Genomic DNA, 21,405 nt, shown 5'->3' with positions numbered 1-21,405 from the left:
CTTGCGCTTGATGTGGCGCCCGCGGGAGCGGCCGTACCTGCACCCGCCCTCACCTCGGCTCGTTTTTGCCCCACAGGTGTCTTGGCAGCGCCGGCATCTCCGCCTGGCGCCTGGGGCTCATGCTGAGCCTCGGATTCGTCCACTTCCGTGAACATCTCGCGACTGCGCCGCAGGGCGTGCTCATCGAGTATGCGACTGCCCACCCAACCAGCACTCAAACCGATTGCACAGAACAGAACGAGCGCCCAAATTGCCCGAGGGAGAATCACCTCGATCGGGTTGCCGGCGGATAGACCCAGCAGGACCGTGATCGAGAACGCGAATAGAGCTAAGCAAGCTCCACAGAGTCTGATCATCACGCAACGTCCTTGTCGCCGTGAATCATCGTTTCAAGAGTAACGGCACTGGCGATCGATAGCTTTAACTCAAAAACAGCGGCCGGGGCAAGGTCACCGGGCGGGTCAGATGAACAGGCTAATGACCCGATAAAACAGGCTCTGCCGGGCTTCCGGACGGCCCAACTCGCGGGAGAGCCGCCCGGCCGTGGCCATGATGCAGCTGCTGGCCGCGCATCGGGGGTAATCGAGCAGGACCGGGCGGCGCTGACGAACGGCGGCGGGAACATGTTCGTCGACGAGGATATAGCCGTAGTCGGTGACCGGTACATGCAGGAAGCGCGCGGCGACACCGGCCAGGCGCTCGTAGGTGTCCCGGCCCTCCCGGCGACTGAGTGCCTGATTGACGATCACACCCATGGAACCGCCCATACCAGAATCGGCGGCGCGCTGTCTCTCCTGAGCGAATGCCTTGATTGTGGCGTAGGCGTCGGTGACGGCGGTCGGCTCGGGCGTGGTCACCACCAGGAGGGTATCCGCGGAGGCGGCCAGTGTCACGACGTTGCGGGAGATGCCCGCCCCGCAGTCCAGGATGCAGACATGGTAGCGACTCTCGATTTCCTCCATGACCGCCAGGAGCTGGTGGCGCTCGAACTCGGAGAGGTTGGCGATATTGGCCATACCCGACGCGCCGGGCACGAAGGCGATGTCACCGGGTCCCTGAATGATCACCTCGCCGGGCGAGCGACGACCCCCGAGCACTTCGGGCCAGGTAACCGCGGCCTCGACACCCAGGATGATGTCGGTGTTAGCCAAGCCCATGTCGAGGTCGAAGAGAACGACCCGATGACCACGGGCAGAAAGAGCGATCGCGAGATTGGCGGAAATAAACGTTTTGCCCACGCCGCCCTTGCCGCTGACCACAGCAATGACATGAGCGGCAGGATGGTCCGGCGAGGCGGTCGCCTCCGGTACGGTCATCATGCGGCGCAAGCGGCTCGCCTGATCGAGGCGACCACTACCACCCTCATGTCGGAACATCCTGGCCTCCGGTCGTACACCCCCGACCCCGAGGTCCTATGCGAGCTGATCCACGGACGCGATGCCGGCTTGGGTCGAGGATGAGCGGCCCTCGGCCGTCGCATCCGACTCTGGACGCAGCAGCATCTCCGCGATCCGCCGCCGATGCCCTATTTCAATATCATCCGGCACTTCCTGCCCGGTCGTCAAGTAGGACATGCGCCATTTAAGACGACTGGCGACGTTGAGGATCACGCCCAAGCCGACCGCTTCGTCCAACTTGGTAAACACCACCCGATCGACGTCCAGAGCGGCGAACCGCTCGGCCACCTGGAGCAGCTGATCCTGGTGACATGTGCAGGACAGAAGCAGATGGACTTCGAGTCGCTTCTTGGCCGACGCTGCCCCGCGCCCGGAACCACGCTTGGGAGTGTCGCCGGTCGCGTGTTTGAGCCGGGCGGCCTGACCCCGGGGTTTCCGCGACGGTTCCGCTGCCCGGCGGGCGGCGTCCAAGAAGGCCCGCAACTCGCCCAATCGCTGCAGGTCGCGATGGCTGCGCCCGGAGGTATCGATCAGGATGAGGTCGCAGTGACGCAGTTTGACGATCGCGGCACCAAGTTCCTCTGGGGTAAACACCACTTCCAGGGGGAGACTCATGATGTCGGCGTAGGCCTTCAGCTGGTCTACGGCCGCGATCCGGTAGGTGTCAATCGTGATCAGGCCGACGGTCTTGTGTTCACGCAGACGGAATTGGGCGGCGAGTTTGGCAATGGTCGTCGTCTTACCCACGCCTGTCGGTCCGACCAGCGCCATGACCTTGGGTGGATCGCCGGCCTCACCGGTCACCGGCTCGGCTGCGGGGAGCATGCGTTCGATGCACTCGGAGAGCACCGCGGGAATGAGCTCGTTCAGCTTCGCGGCGACTTTCTCCTCCGCCTGGGCGTGGTCGAGTCGGGCGGCCACTCCAGACAGGATTCGGGTGCGGCAATCGTCGAGGCGCTCACGAGCCTTGGCGATGACTTCGCGGGCCAGTTCCTCGGCCACAGCGTTCTGAAGCAGGCGGGTGTAGTAGTCCTGGAACTCGGCGGGCACGGCCGGTGCGGCGGGAGCGGCCACGGTCGGTCGATTGAGCAGCTCGCTGACCATGCCCCGAATTTCGCGCATCTCGTCGCGCAGCCCGGAGGTGAAAGCCGAAACCTGGGTCGAACCTCGATCACCGAGCCCCTCCTCAGCGCTAAGATCTTTTTGGACCAGAGGTTGCGATGAGGGAGGCTGAAGCGAGGGGCGGCTGGATGCTGATCGAAGGGGCTCGGCGGCGGGGGAAGGTCGCCCCGCAGCGCTGGCCGCCCGATAGGCCATCGCCCGTCGTTCGACGGCCGGCAGAGCGTTGCGATCGCGGCTGGCGGTGATCTCGATGACGTCTCTCGCCCCGACGCCGAGTACGCCCCCCCTGCGAATGGTTCGGGTGTTCAGGATAACCGCGTCGGGGCCGAGTTCGCGCTTAACCTTCTCAAGAGCCTCGGCCATCGAGTGAGCCTGATAGGTCTTAAGCTCCATCGTTCAGTACCACCAATCCCAGGGACTGCACCTCGATACCACGAACAATTTCGTTGTAGGCCAACACCGGAACGTGTTGCAGGGAGGGTTCGATGAGTCGCCGCACCCACATCCTGATCTGCGGCGAGCAGAGGACCGCCACCGTTTGGCCTCCTGCACTGGGTGTTGACTGCTCGACGCGATCGCGGATGGCCCGAACCAGCCGATTCTGAGTCTCGGGCGGCAAGTTCAGAAACGCTCCGCGTTCGCTGCGCTCGATGTGAGCGCCGACCAGATCCTCCAGTTTCGGGTCCAGCGTCACCACGCGGACCATGTTCTTGTCGTCCTTATACATCTGACAGATCGTTCTTGCCAGAGCATTCCTGGCATATTCTGAGAGAATGTCCGTGTCCTTGGTACGAGGTGCCCATTCGGCCATGGTCTCGAGGATGGTCTCGAGGTCGCGGACCGGCACCCGTTCGCGAAGCAGGTTCTGCAGGACCCTCTGCACTTCCCCCACTTTGACGACCTCGGGGATCACGTCCTCGACCGCCTTGGGCGACTTCTCCTTGAGGGTATCCAGGAGTCGGTGGGTCTGCTCGCGGGTCAGCAACTCATCGGCATATCGCTTGATGATCTCCTTGAGGTGGGTGGCCAGGACGCTGGAAGGAGGAACGACCGTGTAGTTCCGCTGCTCAGCGTCGGCCTTGTGGTCCTCGTTGATCCAGAGGGCGGGCAGGCCGAACGCCGGTTCTCGCGTCTCCAGGCCTGGGACGGGCACACTCACCTGGCCGTTATCGATGGCCAGCAGATAACCGGGCATACATTCGCCGCGGGCAACCTCGACGCCGCGGAGCTTGACCACGTACCGGTTGGGCTCAAGCCGAAGATGATCGCGGACGCGAATGGGGGGCACGACGATGCCCAACTCGGTGGCGGTCTGCCGTCGAATGTTGGTGATCCGATCGAGCAAGTCACCCCCTTGCTTGCGGTCGACAATTCGGATCAGCCCGTAACCCACCTCCAGTTCCATCGGATCAATGGTCAGGAGGGACTCCACCCTTTCGGGCTTCCTGGCCTCCTCTTTGGCCTTGATGGCGGCGTCGGCGGCCGCAGTCGCTCGAGTAGTGGTCAGGAAGAACGCCACTCCTCCGCAGCCAGCCGCCAGGGCGATCAGGGGGATCTTCGGCAGCGGGGTGAGCGAGAGGAAGCCCAGAAAAACGGCGGCCAGAACCAGGGCGACGGGACGGGCGGTGAGTTGGGACAGAAGATCCTCACCCAGGTTCGAGCGGGCGCTGCTCCGGGTCACGAGCATGCCGGCCGAGATGGAGATGAGAAACGCCGGAATGGCGGCCACCAGTCCATCGCCGATGGTCAACGTGGTATAGACCCGGATGCAGTCTATGACCAGCATGCCGTGCTCGACCATGCCGACGTAGAGTCCACCGATGATGTTCACCAGGGTGATGATCAGGCCGGCGACGGCATCGCCGCGGACGAACTTCGAGGCCCCGTCCATGGCTCCGTAGAAGTCGGCTTCGGCGGCGATCTCTTCGCGTCGGCGGCGGGCTTCCTTCTCGTCGATGATGCCCGCGTTCAGGTCGGCGTCAATGGCCATTTGCTTGCCGGGCATGCCATCGAGGGTGAACCGGGCGGCCACTTCAGCGATACGTGTGGCGCCCTTGGTGATGACCGCGAATTGGATCACCGTCAGGATGGTGAAGATGATGACGCCGACGGTGAGGTTCCCGGCGGTGACGAAATTGCCGAAGACCCGGACCACTTGGCCAGCGGCGTCCATGCCCGACTGGCCGTTGGACAGGATGAGACGCGTGGTGGCGACGTTGAGCACCAACCGGAAGAGCGTCGTGGCCAGCAGCAGCGAGGGGAACGAGGAAAGCTCCAGGGGATGCCGCAGGTACATCACGGTCAGCATGATGATCGCGGCCAGGGTGATGTTCCCGGCGAGTAGAACATCGAGCATCTGAGTGGGAAGCGGAACCAGCAGGACGAAGATCAGCAGCGTGGCCCCGAGGGGCAGCAGCATCGCCCGGTTGCCTTCCAACCACTTGAAGGGCTTCGATTGCATGAATGCCGGTCCGGCCATGGACTACCGTTCCCTCAGTTCAATGAAACACCCGCCGGTGCGGCCGTGGTCGGGCGGCGCCGGTCGCTTTGCCCGGCCAACTCATAGACATAAGCCAGGACCTCCGCCACGGTCCGATAGAATTGGGCGGGGATCTCCTGGCCGACTTCGACGCTCTGATACAGGGCCCGAGCCAGCGGCGGCCGCTCAACGATCGGCACGCCATGCTCGATCGCCAAGGTGCGGATCAACTGAGCCAGATGGTCGGCTCCCTTAGCCGTCACCGTCGGGGCGGACATCGTTTCCGAGTCATACTGGAGGGCCACCGCGAAGTGGGTGGGGTTGGTTACCACGACATCGGCCTTGGGCACCGCGGCGCGAATCCGTCGCATCGCCAACTGCATCTGCAGCTCGCGCCGGCGACGTTTGATGTGTGGATCGCCGTCCATTCTCCGCAGCTCCTCGCGGACCTCTTCCTTGGTCATCCGCAGGTCCTTCTCGAGCTTCCACTTCTGGTAGACCAGGTCAATGATGGCCAGGACTAGCAAAGCCATCGCCAGGCGAAGTCCGAGCGTGAAGACCAGGTCGATGGTCATCTGAGCCAAGGCCAAATGCGACAGCAGAGCCGCCTCGGCCAGGCTGTTCAGCTTGCCGCGGAGCGTGTAGTAAGCAACTCCCACAAGCACACACATCTTGGCCAAGCCCATGAGCAGGTGGACGAAAGAACGAGCGCTGAACATCCGCTTGAGGCCGGCGAGGGGATTCATCTTGTCCAGGCCCGGCTTGATCGTCTCCCAGGAGAAGACCACGCCCACCTGGCCGAACGAGATCACCAGGGCGATGATCGTCACCGCCAGCATCAGGGGCGCCAGGATCTCCGCGACGGCCCGACCGGCGATCATCAGCATTGGGACCATCTGAGCGGAGTCGACCGCAGAGGTGTCATCTGGATCAAGACACAGGCGCAGCACAGCGAGCAACCGCCCGGTGATGGTGTCCCGACTCACGTACAGAACGACAATCGCCCCCAGGAGCACCACGGCCGAGGTGAAGTCCGAACTCCTAGCCACCTGACCTCGCTCGCGAGCTTCCTCCCGTCGTCGCGGGGTTGCGGGTTCGGTCTTGTCTTGCAGTGTATCAGCCATGTCTCGTCAATCCCCTACCCAGCACCGATACCAAGCCCCTGCCGAAGCTCGTCCATCACCAGGGCGAGCGATCCAGTCAGGACCGGCTCCAGCGACATGATGGTCAGGGCCATGATCAGCAGGGCGAGCATCATCTTGGCCGGAAAGCCCACGGTGAGAATATTCAACTGCGGCACGGTCCGAGACAAAAAGCCCAGGGTAATGAAACTCATGAGCAAAGCCAGCATCATCGGTCCGGCCACGCGGATCGCCACGGTGAACGCCACGGTCACTAGGCTGATCATCAGGAGGACCATGCTCTCGTCCACACGGAGCCCCATCAGCGGCAGAGTCTCGAAGCTGTCGAGCAAAGCCCGGATCATCGCCCGGTGACCTCCGACAGCCAGGAACACCGTGAAGGACACGAAGAAGTACAACTCCGACACCACCGGCAGACTGGTTTCGAGCATCGGATTGAAGGCTTCGCCCAAGGCCATGCCCGCCTGCTGACTCGCCAACTGAACACCCATCTGCACGCCGGTCAGAACCAGGGACACGCCAATCCCGACAATCGTCCCCAAGGCCAACTCCCCGACCATTCCCCAGACGACCGTGGACATGGTTACCGGCACGGCCGTGTGCGGGCCGGCCATCGGGAAGACAACCGCAGAGACGGCGAGCACCAGGATGGCCTTGACCTGCGTCGGAATGATCGATCCGCTGAAGAACGGAGCGGTCAACATCAAACCCGAGATGCGCGCCAGCACCAGCATGAACGCGGGTAAGGCCAGGTAGATGTCAACGAACGGTACCGACATAGTCAGAAAGCCGAAAACCGACCGGAGAACATTGGGGCGAGAGGAGGCGAAAGCACCACGCTCGGCACGGACCGCGGCATGGATGGTTCGCCTCGCATCTGCACGCACATCGTCGATGACAGTCCTTGAGCCACATGAATCGGCGGTTTCTTCGACGGCGAAGGCCTCGCTGTGACGTCGCTCCGGCAACTCGTCAGCATTATCATCCCGTGACTCCTTTGCCGTGCTCCCTCCACCCGTGATCCCGCACCTCCCCGCACCGCGGCATGCGGTGTCGGGCCGCATCCTCACATTCCCGGCTCGCCCAGCAGGACGACCGTGTATTCGAGCAGACGCTCGGCCAGCCACGGTATCAGAAGCAGGGTCAGGCCAACCATGGCCACGATCTTCGGAACGAAGCTCAGGGTCTGCTCCTGAAGCTGGGTCATGGACTGAAACATGGAGATCACCAAGCCGACGATCAGCCCCACGCCCATGACCGGCGCGGAGATGATCAGCACCATGATCAGTGCGTCGCGCCCCAAGTCTAACGCCTGCCCGACATCCATCTCACTGAGACCCAGCCATGATCAACTCATCGTTCGATGACGCGGATTTCACGACAGACTCGCCCCCCGCTACGAGAACCCCGTCATGAGTGAGGCCACCACCAGATGCCAGCCATCGGCCAGAACGAACAGCAACAGCTTGAACGGCAGTGAGATCAGCACCGGCGGCAGCATGAGCATGCCCATGGAGATCAGCACGGTGGCGATGACCATGTCGATCACCAAAAAGGGCAGGTAGATGCGGAATCCGAGCACGAAGGCGGTCTTCAGTTCACTCAGCACGAAGGCCGGCACCAGGGCGACCGTGTCCACCTGGGCCCGGGTCACTTGCTGGTTGATGGGAATGGGCTCCTTGCGCTGATACTCCATGAACAGGAAGATGTCCTCTTCGTTCCTGGCCCGCTCGATCTGAGCGAACATGAAGTCGCGCATGTGCCCCTCGGCAATCCGGTAGGCCCTCTCCTGGCTCATCCCCGGTGCGCTCTCCAGCCAGGGCATCAGCGCTTCGCGATGAATCCTCTCGAACGTTGGGGCCATGATGAGGAACGTCATGAACAACGAGAGGCCGACGAGAATCTGCCCCGGTGGAAGCTGCTGGGTGCCGATCGCTTGGCGAAGCAGGCCGAGCACGATCATGATCCGGGTGAAACACGTGGTCATGATCAGCAACGAAGGGGCCAGTGTGAGCACGGTCAGGATCACGAAGATCTGCAACGTGGAGCTGACCGCCTGGCGGTTCTGAGCGGGCGGCAGAATACGCCCCAGATCAGGGATGCCCAGCGTGCTGTTGTCGATTGTCCCGGCGCCTGACGGGACAACACCGGACGGGGCCAGCGCGGCCGGTGCCTGGGCCACGGCAGGAGCGGCCAAGGCGGCCACCATCGCCGATGCCAGCAGCCAGCGCGAGCATCCATGCTCAGTCGTTCGGCGCATCCAGGTCGCGTCCCCTTCCCGCGGTTTCCACCCGCGGTTCTATTCAATCATTGCCGCGGGCAAGGAGCCCGGGCGGCGCGCAGGCCAGGGTTCAGAACGCACCCTGCCCCTTGGCCAGACTCCGGACCTTCTCCAGGAGGTTTTTCACCTGTCCCGATGCGGACGGGACAGCAGGCTCATCCTCCTCGGCGCCGGCATAGGCCTTGCTCTCATCGCTGAAGGCCTCGGCAAAGGCCCGAGTCATCGAGTCTTTGTTGCCGCTGGCGACATCACCGACCATGGAGGTCACCTGCTCCGGGTCGGTCACGACGCTCAGCGAGCTGATGCGGTCGGGAGTCACGCCCAGAAGAACAAGCTGCCGGCCCATCTTGACCAGCATCAGGCTCTGCTTGGCGGAGATGGGCAGCCTGGCCAGCACGACGAGTACACCCCCACCGGCGAGCATCCGTCGGACGGGCATCGACCGCTTGATCACCAGGGCCACTCCGCCGATCAGAATCAGCACGACCAGCAGCGGAAGCGAATCCCAGATCGACCAAGAGCCCAGCCCCCGCACGGGACGCTGCACCGGATACTGAGCCTCCGCACCGCGGGGCACCGTTTCCGAGGCCGACCGACGCTGAATCACCTGTCGATCCTGGGCGGCCGTAGGCATGCCGGAAGCCACGCTGGAGTTGGGTACCACTTCTGCCGCTGGCTGGGTACTGGTTCCGAACTCCTCGAGGATACCACCCCGACCAGGCAAGTGCGTGACGGGATTTGATGGGCTACCGGAAGAGGTCACGGCAGTCCCGCTGCCGGAGGAGTCCTTTGCACCGGTAGCATCGGCCGCGCGGGCGGAGGGGCACGCGAGTGCAATGGCCAGCACGGCACGGAGTGCCGCGCCGAGCCAGGGACCGCAACGGCCTGTCAATGGGCTGACCATCCTGGTCACAACCTGCATCCTGCATAAGCTCCGGCGAGGGCCGGTGCGGCCATCCAACACCGCGGACCGGTACCTCGCATCCTGGCCCGCAGACCCTCGTACCCGTGAGTCCACGGACGCCGCTTCTACTCCTCATCCAAATGCTGTTGCACGATATCGTTGATCCGAACGCAGAAGTTGTCGTTCAGCACGAGCACCTCGCCACGAGCCACCAGTCGTTCGTTCACGAACACATCCACCGGGTCGCCAGCGAGCTTGTCCAATTCGACAACCGAGCCTTCGCCCAGTTTGAGCACATCGTCAACCAGCATGCGGGTACGCCCCAGCTCGATCTTCACGTTGAGCTGGACGTCGCGCAGAAGGTCAATCGCCTGATTGAGGGCGGCCCCCGATTCGCTCCCTCCGCTTGCCAGATCGGGCAGCGTGAAGGGAACCGATCCCGCCGGTGGAGGTGGCATCGCTCGGGCCGCGGCCGCCTCACTCTCAATGGCCGCAGCCATGGCCGCTGCGACCTCATCGAACGGACGACCCGCGGAATCCAGACGCTCATCGACCACGGCCGTAGCCGTCGTCGGCTCCGCCGAGGCCTCCGGTCCTGCGGCCGCCAGAGTAGCGTCGATATCCGCCTGGCTCAGGTCGCCATCGTCGGCCGCAGATGGTGCCGGGACTGGACTCGGCGTTTCCGGTGCGCTGTCGGTGGCATAGCCCGCCGCCGCCAACGCCGCGTCGATGTCATCCTGACTCAGCATTCCATCTTGTGGATCACCGGGCATCGCGGCCAACACTCCTGGGAGAGCCTCAACCCCCGCTCATCAACACGATCTGCGGGATGAGAACCTCCTGTATCGCTCCTTCCTTGCCGATCACCTGCGACAGTTCGGTCTTGAACTGATCACGAAGCGTGGCAAGGTCGGGCTCCATGAACCGGGACGGATCCGCCGATCTGACCACGCGGGTGAACCGGTCGCGGATCGTCTCTTTACGGCGTTCGAGTGTCTCCTTGACTTCCGCCTCGCTATCACCGGACACCACGGCGGAGACGCTCAACTCGTACATCAGCAGTCGCTGCGACTTCTCATTCTGAGCCCTGAATTTGACCACTTCCAGGTCCACCTGGGCCGCCAAGGCCTGGGCACCCTCGCCGTCCTTCAATCCCTCCGTGGCGTGAGCCTCGGCCTCCTGGGGCCCCCCGCCAGAGAAGTTCTTAACCAGCACGAAGACGACCGCCGCCTCCGCAATCATCACACCGGCAATCACACCGATCATGATGAGCTTGCCGCGACCTTTCTTCGGCTTATCGCCGCCGGCCGCATCCTCGCTCGGTTTCTTCGGGGCTTCTTCCTTGTCTTTAGCCATGACTCGTTGCTTCCTTGTCGGCGATACCCTTGACGTGCCCGCCGGGCTCAGCGGCGCGCACGGTGATCTCAATGCGGCGGCCCATCATCCTGGCAGTCTCCGGCTCTTGCCGGCCGTCGCCCGATATCGGCGTCGTGAGCAAGCCCTGGTCACCCATCGCAGTCACGGAAATCCGACCGCGAGCGATGCCGGACCGAACCAGCGTGTCTGCGACCGCCTTGCCCCGCTCGTAGGACAAGTCCCACGCATCGCGGAAGGCAACCGTATCTGAAATGGGGCCATCCCCTGCGTATCCATGAATCTCGATGCGCGTCCGCCCGCTGGTCAAGTACCCCTCACTCAGAAGACCCGCCAGGGCGACCAGCAACCTCTCGGCCTCGGGCCTGAGAACGGCACCATGGCGGTCAAAGGTCGAATCGCCGGGCACCCGCAGGGTCACTCGGTCGCCATCGGTGACCATCTCGCAGGGAGCCAGGCGCTCGCCGCTGCCATTGCTCAGCTCGCTTCGTGCCGTGCCGGTCAGTCCCGCCTGCTCCAGGCGCTCCACCAGCCCCGGCTTTCCGGCAGGAGTCAGCAGTCCGCGCAAGTCCGTCGATCCTGCCGGGCCAAAGCCGAACGCAGCCCGCACGCCTCCGGAGACCTCATTAAACCGCCGGCCGGGCCGAAGATCGCTCATCGCCGCCAAGGTCACGAAGATGACCAGCAGCAGCGTCATCAGATCAGCAAACGGCAACACCCATTGGGCGTCGCTCTCGTCTATGCTTTTGGGCTTCAGACCGACCATTACGGTTCTCATGCCGCCTCTTCAAATCCGGGTTTGGCCGACGAGCCGCTCGCCCGGCCGGCAGGACTGCTCGGTCTCGGGCGGTTCACTGACCCGCTGGTCGAGGTCGCCGACTCATCCACCGGGGTGAGCTCATACTCATCCGGCCCCCACGAACCCAGAAGGCTGGCCCACTGACCCGCCGTCCATTCCTCCGGTAATCCTTGCTCGGTCACCGTCGCGCTTTCCGCACCCGGTTTCTCCACCGCCGAGGGAACCACAGCCGGCGGGGCGGCGGGCTCAACCGGCTCAACCTTCTCCGGGCTGATGCCGCGAGGTTCCGCCCCACGTGCCCGACGCGCCTCGGCCAGCGACCGCAGCACCCGCCCGGTCACTGCCGATCGACCGGACGGACCCGTCGCCAGCACTCCCGGCGGCAGGTACGCCCGAAGCTTCTGTTCCACCGTCCGCGGGTTGTCGCCCGTCTGGATGGCCAACACTCCCTTCAGCACGATCATCTTGACCAGCGATTCTTCCTCGCTGCGGTGAGCGAGTTTCCTGGCCAGCGGCCAGCAGAACACGTTGGCTAGCACCAGACCGTACAAAGTCGTCAGCAGTGCGATAGCCATCCCTGGCCCGATGCTCGTTGGGTCCTTCATCCGGCCCAGCATGATGATCAGACCGGTCACCGTTCCGATCATGCCAAACACCGGCGCCGAGCGGGCCGTCGATTCAATCAGCCGAATCCCGCGATGGTGCCGCAGTTCGACACTTTCCATCTCCGCACGACAAACCGACTCGATCGTGCCGGCGTCGAAGCCATCGATCGCCATCCGCATCGATTGCTTCAAGAACTCGTCGTTCAAACCTGCCACCGGCCGTTCCAGCGCCAACAGACCGTCACGCCGGGCAATCTCGGCCAGGGCAACCAGCAAGACCACCGACTCTTCCGGCGGTCGAGTATGAACCACGAAGGCATTCCGGGCGACCTGCACGAACGACCGGAAGCCTGAGGCCGGGAACGACATCAGCGTGGTGAGCACGGCCCCACCCACGACCATCGCGATCGAGGCCGGGCTGATGAACGCCCACACATCCCAATCTGTTCCGCTGACGATCACCCACCCCAGCAGGGCAAGCGTCGCGAGCAACCCCACCATCGTCGCCCGATCGATCATCGCCCGCCCCCTCTCGGAGTCCGTTTACCGCGGCGGAGCGATCCAACACGCCCTTGAGCGACGAGCCGGGCGACCCAGTTACCGGACGGCCAGAGAGACCATCCCGTGGTTTCATCGACCTTACGCACCTTGCTGTTCACCAGTCTCCGGACTCCACCTGCGTCAAGGCTTGAACGCCCTCACCGTTCGGGCATATTCGATCGCCTTGGCAACCACGGCCTCCATGCTCTCCTTCACAATGAAGGTCTCCCCGTTGATGAGCACAATCGTCGTATCCGGACGTTCCTCCACCGTGCGTATCAGGTCAGCGTTGATCACAAAGCGGGTGTCGTTCAACCGTGTCAGGGTGATCACCGCGCATCAACCTCGAAGACGTCCCTTCCATCCTGCGACGAGGGCACCTGGCCCCATCCGCAAGTGCAACACATGGCCGCTGTTCGACCTTCCGTCACCGTACTTATCGGGCTATCGACATCAATTCATTGAGGAGATCGTTCGAGGTCGAAATCACCCGCCCGGAGGCGGAGAAGCCCGTACTCGCTCCGATGAGTCCGATAAACTCCCGAGTGAGATCCACATTGCTCAACTCCAGCGAACTCGACGCGATCGTACCGGCACCCAAAGTGCCTGGGGTACTGATCATAGGGTTGCCTGAGTTCGGTCCGATGCGGTAGAGGTTGTTGAGGTCGGACACGAGTCCTTCGGCATTGGCGAAGGTGGCCAGAGCGACCTGCCCGAGGCGACGGGTCAGACCGTTCGTGAACGTGCCCACAATCATTCCGTCCGTACCCACCGCGAAGTTGGACAACGTTCCCATGCCGTAGCCGTCCTGAGTGCTCATCACCAAGGTCGACGGGTTGGCTGCATAGGGTGCCGCAAGACTCGTGACACCTGAAAAATCCAATTGAACCTGAAGCGGCGTCAACGCCCCTGAGCCCACGCGGTCGATCTCCAGCGTGTCATGGGTGATCCCGGTGAGTTGGCCGTCGTTGTTGAAGGAAACCGTGCCGGTCAAGCCGAGAGACGGAGAGCTGTCACTGTCCTGAGCGCTTTCGGCGTAAAACCGCCACGTCGTGCCGAGGTTGTTCTTCTCGATCAAGGTGGTGGTGAAGTCGACCGTCACCGGATTCCCCAGCGAGTCGTAGGCGATGAAGGTGGTGAAGACGCTCTCACCATTGGCCTCTTGCGTCTCGGTGAACTCGAAAGGCGCATTGAAGTTGGCGTTGGTGCTCTGGATGTCGGCCATATCAATGGTCAGGGCGTTCTCGGTCCCGGCATTGCCTTGGATGATGATTTTGCCCTCGTCGGGAGCCACGGTTCCGATGGTCACGCCCGGCGTGCCGCCCGCCGCCGGATCGGCGTTAATGCCCAGCCTGTCGTTGAGGAACGCGGCGAAATCGCTCAGCGTGCTGGTGGCGGTGACCGTGAAACAGGCTTCAGGCAGCTGCCGGCCGCCGTTGGCCCCTTTTCTGACCGTGCTGAGCGTGATGACGTCATTCTCCGCGAACAGGGGCGCGTTCGAACCCGCATCATAGACGTTGGTGAGGCGTGTGGCTCCCGTGGCGGCAGGACCACCACTTGCACCCTCCTGAAACACCTGGGAGGTCAGGATCGTGCCCTGGGTGGCGATGCTCCCGGAAGCATCCAGGTTACCGTCGAACTGGGCTTCGGTGGTAGCCCGTGCGGTGCTCAAGGTGCCCAGGGGAATCACCAGGTCACCGAGCACGCCGGGGACGATGTTGAAATCCTGGTCAACGCCATATCCCTGCACCTGGTAGCCGTTGGCACTGACCAGGACCTGATCGGAAGCCAGCTTGAAGGATCCGTCGCGTGTGTAGGCCTGTTCCCCTGTAGGCGTCCGAACGATGAAGAATCCGGCCCCTTCGATGGCCATGTCCGTCGGCAGACCAGTAGTCTCGATCGAACCCGCCAGGAAGCTCTTCTGTATGCTGCCCAGCATGGTACCCAGGCCGATCTGGGACGGGTTGGTGCCACCGCTGGTTTCGCTCGGGCCGCTACCGCCTGAGAGTGTCAGTGAGAACTGGTTCTCGAAGTTCGCCCGGCTGCCCTTGAACGCTGTCGTGTTCACGTTGGCAACGTTGTTACCGATCGTATCGATGCGTAGCTGATTGGCATTCAAACCGGTCAACCCGGTGTACATGGCGCTGGTCAATCCCATGACATGGCTCCTGAAGTCTGTCTGATCCGTCAGCGATCAGCATTCAGCTCTCGGTTCTTGGCTCCTGTCAGTCCGTTCACATTCCGTCGCAGGGACATATCGGAATCCGGTCATGCGACCTGCTGGCCGCTGGTCGACGCCGACGTGCCTGCGTTGATCTCGGTGAGAGAGGCCAGCGGAAGCGTATCGCCGCTGTCCAGTTCCAGCATGGCTTCACCGCTTTCATTGAAGCGAACGGCCGTCACGATGCCTTCCATGCTGAACGTCGTGCCGCTGTCGTCGGACATGGTACCCTTGACGTATTTGCCGATCAGCGAGGCGGCGGCCCCGAACCGCTGCTGATCGCTGAGCAGGCTCAGCTTCTCGCTAAGCCGCGTGTTCATCTCGAGTTCGCGAATACTGGACATCTGGGCCACCATCTCTTCGTTGGTCATCGGCTCCATGGGATCCTGATACTGAAGCTGGGCAACGAGGATCTTCATGAAATCCTCACCGGTCATGCCGGACAGGCCGGCAGCGGCGGTTGCGGCGCCGGCGGTTGCGGAATTCGAACCGAGGATGCTACTGACGCTCATGATTGCTTCTCCTTCATGCCGTACTGTCGAACACGGCCCTTATCTCGTGCCTGGTCACGCAATGAGATCAACTCCCGAGGCCGAGATACTCCCAGTTCCTGCCGGGAGCATCTCTTGACCTCCAAAAACGTCCTTCATCGCAGTATCCGCCGACGAGCGGGTGTAGTTCGCGGCGGCGTATGACTCCTGCATACCACGACCCTGCTCCCGAGCCTGGCCGAACCCGCTGCCGTGCCCGTTGGCGGATCCGTCGTAGCTCGATGGGTTCGAGCCGTCGCGGTTCTGCTGCGGTGAATCACCCTGCTGCGGACGGTACTCCACCGTCACTTGGTCCACGCGGACTCCCTGCTGTTCGAGCGTCTGACGCAGTGTGTCCAGGCGGCTCTGCAGGACACCGTGGCCGGCTTGCGTGTCGACCTGGAATTTCACAGTCAGGGTCTGGTCCTGCATACGGACCTCGATGCGTACATTGCCCAGTTCCGGCGGATCGAGTCGCAGCGACATCGAGGAATTGCGTGTCCCAAGCTGCAAACGCAACACGCGGGCCAGCTTCTCGATCGACTCCGCCCGACTCGGATCCAACGCCGCCTCTTCGGCAGTGGACCCGTTTTTCGCCGAGCCGCCCACTCCGGCCGCGACGGCGGATCGCCCCCGACCGGCTTGCTGGAGCAGCGATTGGAACTCGGCCGGGGCGGCGCCCGACCTGGTGGTCGCTTGGCCCCCCCTGGCGGCCGTACTACCCTGTCCGAGTTCGGAAGCGGTGCCGCTGCCACCCCCGGCCTGCGATGTAGAAACCACCAGCGTGGGCATTGGCCCTTCGGCGGCGACCGCGGCCGAATACTGTCCCGTGGTCGAGGTGGTCGCCGGCTGACCAGGCATCCCCGTCTGGACAAGTGGATCGTGGCCGGTGGCCTGCGGAGTAGCGCCCGAGATCGCCGGCGACGCACCCGCATCGGCGACTCCCCGGCAGTTACCCGACGGCTGGTGAGTGGTCAAACGGTCGGTACCGGCCAGCGGCTGTTCCCGGCTCGCGCCTCCCGGGCTGACGGCCGGTGACTCGGCAGCTTGCCGCTCCGATGCAACCGCAGCCGCCGACTCCAGGGCCTCGGGAGCTGTGAACCGGGAATCCTCGCTGTGAGACAAGACTGTGGACTCGTCTGGGGCATCCACGCTTGCGGAGGTATCATCATCGGAGGATGATTCGCGTTGATCCGTCCTGGCTCGGCCGCTCTCGGAGACCTCGCGATCCCCGCCCGCTTCCACCCTCGATGATCGCCCTCCCTCCGCCAGAGAGGACGTTTCTCGAGCGGGACCCGGCGTCACCGCTTCGGCGGCCTTCTGTTGCCGCTGATAGGTGGAAGAAATCTGAACAACCCGCTGGTCAAGCAGTCTACGCAGCATCAGGCTTGTCTGGCGGGTCGCGGTCAACACCGCCGCGAACGCCTGGGAACCGCTGAACGATGATTCCTCGGTCGGCGTAGGGTCCGCGACCGTCTGCCGGGCCCGGCTTACCGCTCCGGGCTCGGCATCCGCCGCTGCCACTGTGGTCATGTCGGCCTCCGTGCGGAGGTGGCTTACGGACCATCCACGCCGTTCGCCGGTTTACCCGTCTCATCCTGAGCCTGTATCTGGTCCAGGATCCTCCTGATCCAGAGCTTCTCCTCCGCCGTCTTGCACGCGTTCACGATCTTCTTCCGCCGGTTTGGGTCCATCTTGATCAGCAGGTGGACCACGTCGGCGTCTTTCTCCTTGCTCTTGAGCAGGTCCTTGGCCAGCTTCGGTTCCATGCCGGAGTACATCTCCAGGGCCTGGGTGAAGCCTTCCTGCTCGACCTGCTCCTGCAGAGCCTTCCTCTGTTTCTCGAAGGACTCGTTCTGCTTCTGGATTTCCTCCAGCCGGCGAAGGACGCGAACCTCGAGGGACTCGCCCAACGACTTGCGTTGGGCGCTTTCCTGCTCCACACGTTCGGCCTGGAGTTGAAGCACCTCTCGCCGGGCTTGGCCGGCGGCGATCTCCTCACGGGATCGTTGCGGCGGAGCTTCCTGTGTCGTCGGCTGGCTCGCAGCCACCGGCTGACTGGTCGGGTACTCACCGCGCAGAACCTCGGCGACCTGGCCGACCCGCTCCTTGTTCAGCCGCCCGGTGGCGAACAGGAAACCCACCAAGCCCACCAGAGCGAAGAGGTTGACCATCGCCAAGAGAGCCAGGGTGGTATAGACCCTCTTCATCATGACGCACCCACCTGCTGATCGAACACGAAGCGAACCGTCGTCAGGTCATCGGCAGCCAGCGCCTCCACCCGATCCTGCTCGCTTCGATGCTGCTCCCACTGCCGCTCCTTGAGCTTCTCCAGGATCCGTCGCTGCTTGGCGGCATCAGCCAGATCCGCGCGCTCGCGGGCCAACTCCGCCTCCAGGAAGCGCGCCTTGGCCTGTCCTTCCAGTACGCTCTTGTGCAGGCAGCCCAGCCATTGCCGGTGGCGGATGATCTGCTGCATGTCGATCGTGCCCGGCTGTCGGCCGATTCGGATGGCCCGGAGCTCGTCGTGAATCTGCTGCTCCAGCGAAGCCATGTACTTCTGCAGGTTCCGGATCTCCCGAAGCCGGCTGGCCACAATCCGCTTGCGCTCATCCTCCCGCTGCCGTCGGATCCGCAGCATGGTCTCAAATCGGAATGTGAATCGCTTGGCCATCCTTGACCGCCTCAGGAGTGCGAGAATCCGACCTCACACTCTTTTTCCTTGCGATGGCGCACGCATCCCTTGGTGCGCCACCGGTCCTTCTACCGAGCTCCGACCGTACCCGTCGCCGCCGGGTGGCGCGGCGCAGCGGTCGCTTGCGACGCCGGGTTGCGGCTGCCGAGCCGCTGACGCGTCTGCTCAATCAGATCAGCCAGGGCAATCAGCTGCTCACGGGCTTGAGCAAACCCGATCCGTTCGCGTATTCCCTGCTGAAGAAACGCCAGCACTGCCGGCCGGGTCTCGATCACGGTGTCAAACTGGGCATTGGATCCGGGGGCGTAGGCCCCGATATTCACCAGGTCCTCGATCTCATTCCACGTCGCCAGCATCCGAACGACCAGCCGGGCAGCGTTGAGCAGCTCTGCATCTACCACGTCCACCATGACACGGCTGATGCTGTCGGTGATGCCGATCGCCGGGTAGTGAGCCTGGTTGGCCAGTTTCCTTGCCAGCCAGATGTGGCCGTCGAGGATCCCGCGAACCGCATCGCCAACCGGATCATTGATGTCGTCGGCCTCGACAAGAACTGTATAGAACCCAGTGATACTCCCCAGCTGCGTGCGCCCGGCCCGCTCCAGCAACTGGGGAAACAACCCGAACACGCTGGGTGTGTACCCCTTGGTCGCCGGCGGCTCACCTGCTGCCAGGCCGATCTGCCGCTGGGCCATGGCGATGCGGGTCACGGAATCCATGAGAAGGAGAACGTCCTTCCCCTGGTCGCGGAAGAACTCGGCAATCGCGGTCGCGGTGAAACCCGCACGCACGCGAAGCACCGGCGACTCGTCCGATGTACTGACCACCATGACCGCCTTCCGGCAGCCCACTGGACCCAGATCCTTGTCAATGAACTCATTGACCTCGCGGCCACGTTCACCGATCAGTCCGACGACGACCACGTCGGCATCGGTGTGCTGGGCGATCATGCCCATGAGGACGCTCTTGCCGACACCGGTGCCGGCAAAGAGGCCCATGCGCTGGCCGCGACCAGCTGTCAGCAGACCGTCGATGGCCCGGATGCCCGTCGAAAGAGGCTCGGAAATCCGCGGCCGTTTGAGGGCCTTGGGAGCCGTCCGATACAGCGGGTAGTACGCCTTCGCGTGCAGGGGTGGACCGCCGTCGATCGGTCGCCCAAGGCCATCAAGCACCCGCCCGACCAGAGCGTCAGTGACGCCGACACCCGCCTCGTCGGGAAGGGCCGTGACCTGATCGCCGCGAGCGATCCCGAGCGTGTCTCGCAGCGGCATGAGAATGGCATCGTCATCCTTGAAGCCGACCACCTGGGCCTCGATCTTGCCGCCGGCCAGATCGATGGCACACATCGTGCCCACGGGCGCTGGCAGCCCCTCGACCCGAACGGCCAACCCGATGACGTCGGCCACCCGGCCGATCAACGCCGGCGTGCACATCCGCTCCACGCGGTCGATCTCCCCGGTGAAGGTGTTCATCCGCTCACCCCCGCCAAGCCCGTCGAACCCCCGCTCCCACCGACCGCGGGATCCTCCACGGCCGGAGCGGCGAGCTGATCGGCGATGCGGTCGAGCTGGGTCTCCAGCGCGGCGTCAACCGCCCCGCTGTCCCAATGCACCCGGCACCCTCCGGGCGACATCTGTGTATCCTCCACGATCTCGACGTGTTTCCATTGATCCCTGCGACCGAGCAGACCGTCGGCGAACGATCGGGCGGCGGCGGCATCGGCCGGATGAACCACCAGGGTCACTTCCGAACGACGACCGGCCAGGCGAACGGCTTCCTCGAGGTTGGCCAGCACCACATCCCGTTCCCGTTGGCCCACATGATGAACCACGCGCCGGGCAATGGCCATAGCCAGTTCGACCAGGTCCTGCCGCGCGGAAGCCAGCCACAACGCACGACCGTCCTCGATCTGCGTCATCAGGTCCTCGCAGGCAGCAGTGAGCAGCCTCTGCTGTTCGCCGAACTCCTGACGAGCCAAGGCGAATGCCTCGTCGCGTCCGGCTTTAAGACCGTCCTCGCGACCGGCGATGAAACCCGCTTCATGGCCCTCCCGGCGAGCCTGCTCCCTGATCTCCGTGACCTGGGCTCGAGCCTGCTCGCACAACTCAGCGGCGTTCCTCTGTGCGGCGGTCAGTACGCCCCGGGCCTCGCGAAGCACATCGTTGACCACGAACGCGCGAGCTCCCAGGCTCTCCGGGCCGGCCGACCGGGCCTTGATGATAGTGGGTTGTCTACTCATGCCGCCTCTCGTTCACTTACACCACGATATCCGTGTCGCCGCCGCGACCCTGGAGAATGATCTCGCCTGCATCCTCAAGCCGGCGAACCACATCCACGATCTTCTGCTGGGCGCCCTCCACGTCGCTCAACCGGACCGGACCCATGTAGTCCATCTCTTCCTTGATCAACAGGGCCGCTCGCTCGGACATGTTCTTGAAGATCTTCTCCTTCATTTCTTCGCTGGCCGTCTTCAGCGCCAAGGCAAGTTGATCGTGATCGATCTCCTTGAGCACCGACTGGATGCCCTTGTCGTTGACCAGCAGAATATCCTCGAACACGAACATCAGCCGCCGGATCTGCTCAACCAGTTCCGGGTCCTCGGCTTCCAGCGTCTCGAGGATGCCCTTCTCGGTGGCCCGGTCGGCGAGGTTGAGCATTTCGGCCACCGCCTCAACTCCACCGACTTTCTGAAACTGCTGGGACACGATCCCGGAGAGCCTCTGCTCCAGGCCCATTTCGACCTCACGAATGACCTCGGGGTTGGTCTGCTCCATGTTGGCCACCCGAGTGACGACCTCGATTTGCTTGGCGGGAGGCAGCCCGGCCAGGATCTCGCTGCCCTTGCTGCTGGGCAGGTGAGCCAGAATCAGAGCGATGGTCTGCGGATGCTCGTCCTGCATGAATGTCAACAAGTTTTCGCTCTCGGCCTTTTGCAGGAAGCTGAACGGCTGCTGATGGACCTGGTGCTCGATCTGCTGCATCACCTTCACGGCCTCTTCCTTGGGCAGGGCCTGCTCGAGCACCATCTTGGCGTAGTTCAACCCCCCCTCGTTGGCGTACTGCTTGGCCAGGGCAACGTTGTAGAACTCCTCGACGATGGCCTGGCTCTTCTCCGGAGGAACCACTCCCAGGGAAGCGATCTCACGGGTCAGATCCTCAACCGTCTCCCGATCCATATTCCGCATCAGCTTGCCGGCAACCGCCGGGCCGACGGCAAGCAGGAACACCGCGACCTTGCGTTGGCCGGTGTACTCCTGGGGCCCTTCGTCCGCCAGAGCCTGAGATCGTCCTTTCTTGGCACCTGCCATGGTCTCTC

At 63.5% G+C, this 21,405-nt stretch carries 21 protein-coding genes; all 21 read right to left on the bottom strand.

Annotated elements, in window-relative coordinates; translation table 11 throughout:
- Positions 1-461 precede the first annotated feature (461 nt).
- The gene (locus tag KA354_04420; protein ID MBP7933875.1) at positions 462-1,376 is read right to left on the bottom strand and encodes a MinD/ParA family protein; all 915 of its coding nucleotides are present in this window, start codon (positions 1,374-1,376) and stop codon (positions 462-464) included.
- A gap of 36 nt (positions 1,377-1,412) precedes the next feature.
- A complete protein-coding gene (gene flhF, locus KA354_04415; protein ID MBP7933874.1) occupies positions 1,413-2,912 on the bottom strand; it encodes a flagellar biosynthesis protein FlhF in 1,500 nt (499 codons plus the stop codon).
- Positions 2,902-4,980 carry a flagellar biosynthesis protein FlhA gene (flhA, locus tag KA354_04410; GenBank protein MBP7933873.1) on the bottom strand — a complete coding sequence of 693 codons (2,079 nt, stop codon included), beginning with the start codon at positions 4,978-4,980 and terminating at the stop codon, positions 2,902-2,904. Before flhA ends, flhF begins: the two co-directional genes overlap by 11 nt.
- A 32-nt stretch (positions 4,981-5,012) precedes the next feature.
- Positions 5,013-6,122, bottom strand: a complete 1,110-nt coding sequence (gene flhB, locus KA354_04405; GenBank protein ID MBP7933872.1) for a flagellar biosynthesis protein FlhB — start codon at positions 6,120-6,122, stop codon at positions 5,013-5,015.
- Positions 6,123-6,136: 14 nt separating this feature from the next.
- Positions 6,137-6,919 carry a flagellar biosynthetic protein FliR gene (locus KA354_04400; protein MBP7933871.1) on the bottom strand — a complete coding sequence of 261 codons (783 nt, stop codon included), beginning with the start codon at positions 6,917-6,919 and terminating at the stop codon, positions 6,137-6,139.
- Between the two features lie 287 nt (positions 6,920-7,206).
- Positions 7,207-7,467: a flagellar biosynthesis protein FliQ gene (fliQ, locus tag KA354_04395; protein MBP7933870.1), complete on the bottom strand. Its 261-nt coding sequence runs from the start codon at positions 7,465-7,467 to the stop codon at positions 7,207-7,209.
- Between the two features lie 69 nt (positions 7,468-7,536).
- Positions 7,537-8,349 (bottom strand): flagellar type III secretion system pore protein FliP, encoded by an 813-nt coding sequence (fliP, locus tag KA354_04390; GenBank protein ID MBP7933869.1) that lies wholly within the window; start codon positions 8,347-8,349, stop codon positions 7,537-7,539.
- A gap of 142 nt (positions 8,350-8,491) precedes the next feature.
- Complete coding sequence (locus KA354_04385) at positions 8,492-9,028, bottom strand: flagellar biosynthetic protein FliO (GenBank protein MBP7933868.1); 537 nt, start codon at positions 9,026-9,028, stop codon at positions 8,492-8,494.
- A gap of 422 nt (positions 9,029-9,450) precedes the next feature.
- Complete coding sequence (gene fliN, locus KA354_04380) at positions 9,451-9,825, bottom strand: flagellar motor switch protein FliN (protein ID MBP7933867.1); 375 nt, start codon at positions 9,823-9,825, stop codon at positions 9,451-9,453.
- Positions 9,826-10,123: 298 nt separating this feature from the next.
- Positions 10,124-10,681: a flagellar basal body-associated FliL family protein gene (locus KA354_04375; GenBank protein ID MBP7933866.1), complete on the bottom strand. Its 558-nt coding sequence runs from the start codon at positions 10,679-10,681 to the stop codon at positions 10,124-10,126.
- Complete coding sequence (locus KA354_04370) at positions 10,674-11,477, bottom strand: OmpA family protein (protein MBP7933865.1); 804 nt, start codon at positions 11,475-11,477, stop codon at positions 10,674-10,676. The genes KA354_04375 and KA354_04370 overlap by 8 nt, the downstream gene beginning before the upstream one ends.
- On the bottom strand, positions 11,474-12,622 hold the full coding sequence (locus tag KA354_04365) for a MotA/TolQ/ExbB proton channel family protein (GenBank protein ID MBP7933864.1): 1,149 nt from the start codon (positions 12,620-12,622) through the stop codon (positions 11,474-11,476). The genes KA354_04370 and KA354_04365 overlap by 4 nt, the downstream gene beginning before the upstream one ends.
- 162 nt (positions 12,623-12,784) lie before the next feature.
- On the bottom strand, positions 12,785-12,976 hold the full coding sequence (locus KA354_04360; GenBank protein MBP7933863.1) for a flagellar FlbD family protein: 192 nt from the start codon (positions 12,974-12,976) through the stop codon (positions 12,785-12,787).
- 103 nt (positions 12,977-13,079) lie between these two features.
- Entirely contained in the window at positions 13,080-14,801 is a 1,722-nt protein-coding gene (locus tag KA354_04355; GenBank protein MBP7933862.1) for a flagellar hook-basal body complex protein, read from the bottom strand.
- A gap of 110 nt (positions 14,802-14,911) precedes the next feature.
- The gene (locus KA354_04350) at positions 14,912-15,376 is read right to left on the bottom strand and encodes a hypothetical protein (GenBank protein MBP7933861.1); all 465 of its coding nucleotides are present in this window, start codon (positions 15,374-15,376) and stop codon (positions 14,912-14,914) included.
- A gap of 54 nt (positions 15,377-15,430) precedes the next feature.
- Entirely contained in the window at positions 15,431-16,927 is a 1,497-nt protein-coding gene (locus tag KA354_04345; GenBank protein MBP7933860.1) for a flagellar hook-length control protein FliK, read from the bottom strand.
- Positions 16,928-16,950: 23 nt separating this feature from the next.
- Positions 16,951-17,607, bottom strand: coding sequence for a hypothetical protein (locus KA354_04340; protein MBP7933859.1), 657 nt, complete (start codon positions 17,605-17,607; stop codon positions 16,951-16,953).
- Positions 17,604-18,068 carry a flagellar FliJ family protein gene (locus KA354_04335; protein ID MBP7933858.1) on the bottom strand — a complete coding sequence of 155 codons (465 nt, stop codon included), beginning with the start codon at positions 18,066-18,068 and terminating at the stop codon, positions 17,604-17,606. Before KA354_04335 ends, KA354_04340 begins: the two co-directional genes overlap by 4 nt.
- An 89-nt stretch (positions 18,069-18,157) precedes the next feature.
- Positions 18,158-19,561, bottom strand: a complete 1,404-nt coding sequence (locus tag KA354_04330) for a FliI/YscN family ATPase (protein MBP7933857.1) — start codon at positions 19,559-19,561, stop codon at positions 18,158-18,160.
- Entirely contained in the window at positions 19,558-20,328 is a 771-nt protein-coding gene (locus tag KA354_04325) for a hypothetical protein (GenBank protein MBP7933856.1), read from the bottom strand. The genes KA354_04330 and KA354_04325 overlap by 4 nt, the downstream gene beginning before the upstream one ends.
- A 16-nt stretch (positions 20,329-20,344) precedes the next feature.
- Entirely contained in the window at positions 20,345-21,397 is a 1,053-nt protein-coding gene (gene fliG, locus KA354_04320) for a flagellar motor switch protein FliG (GenBank protein MBP7933855.1), read from the bottom strand.
- Positions 21,398-21,405: the final 8 nt, after the last annotated feature.

It is taken from the genome of Phycisphaerae bacterium, from assembly GCA_018003015.1.
GTDB lineage: Bacteria > Planctomycetota > Phycisphaerae > UBA1845 > PWPN01 > JAGNEZ01.
This window is presented reverse-complemented; position numbering and strand designations above follow the sequence as displayed.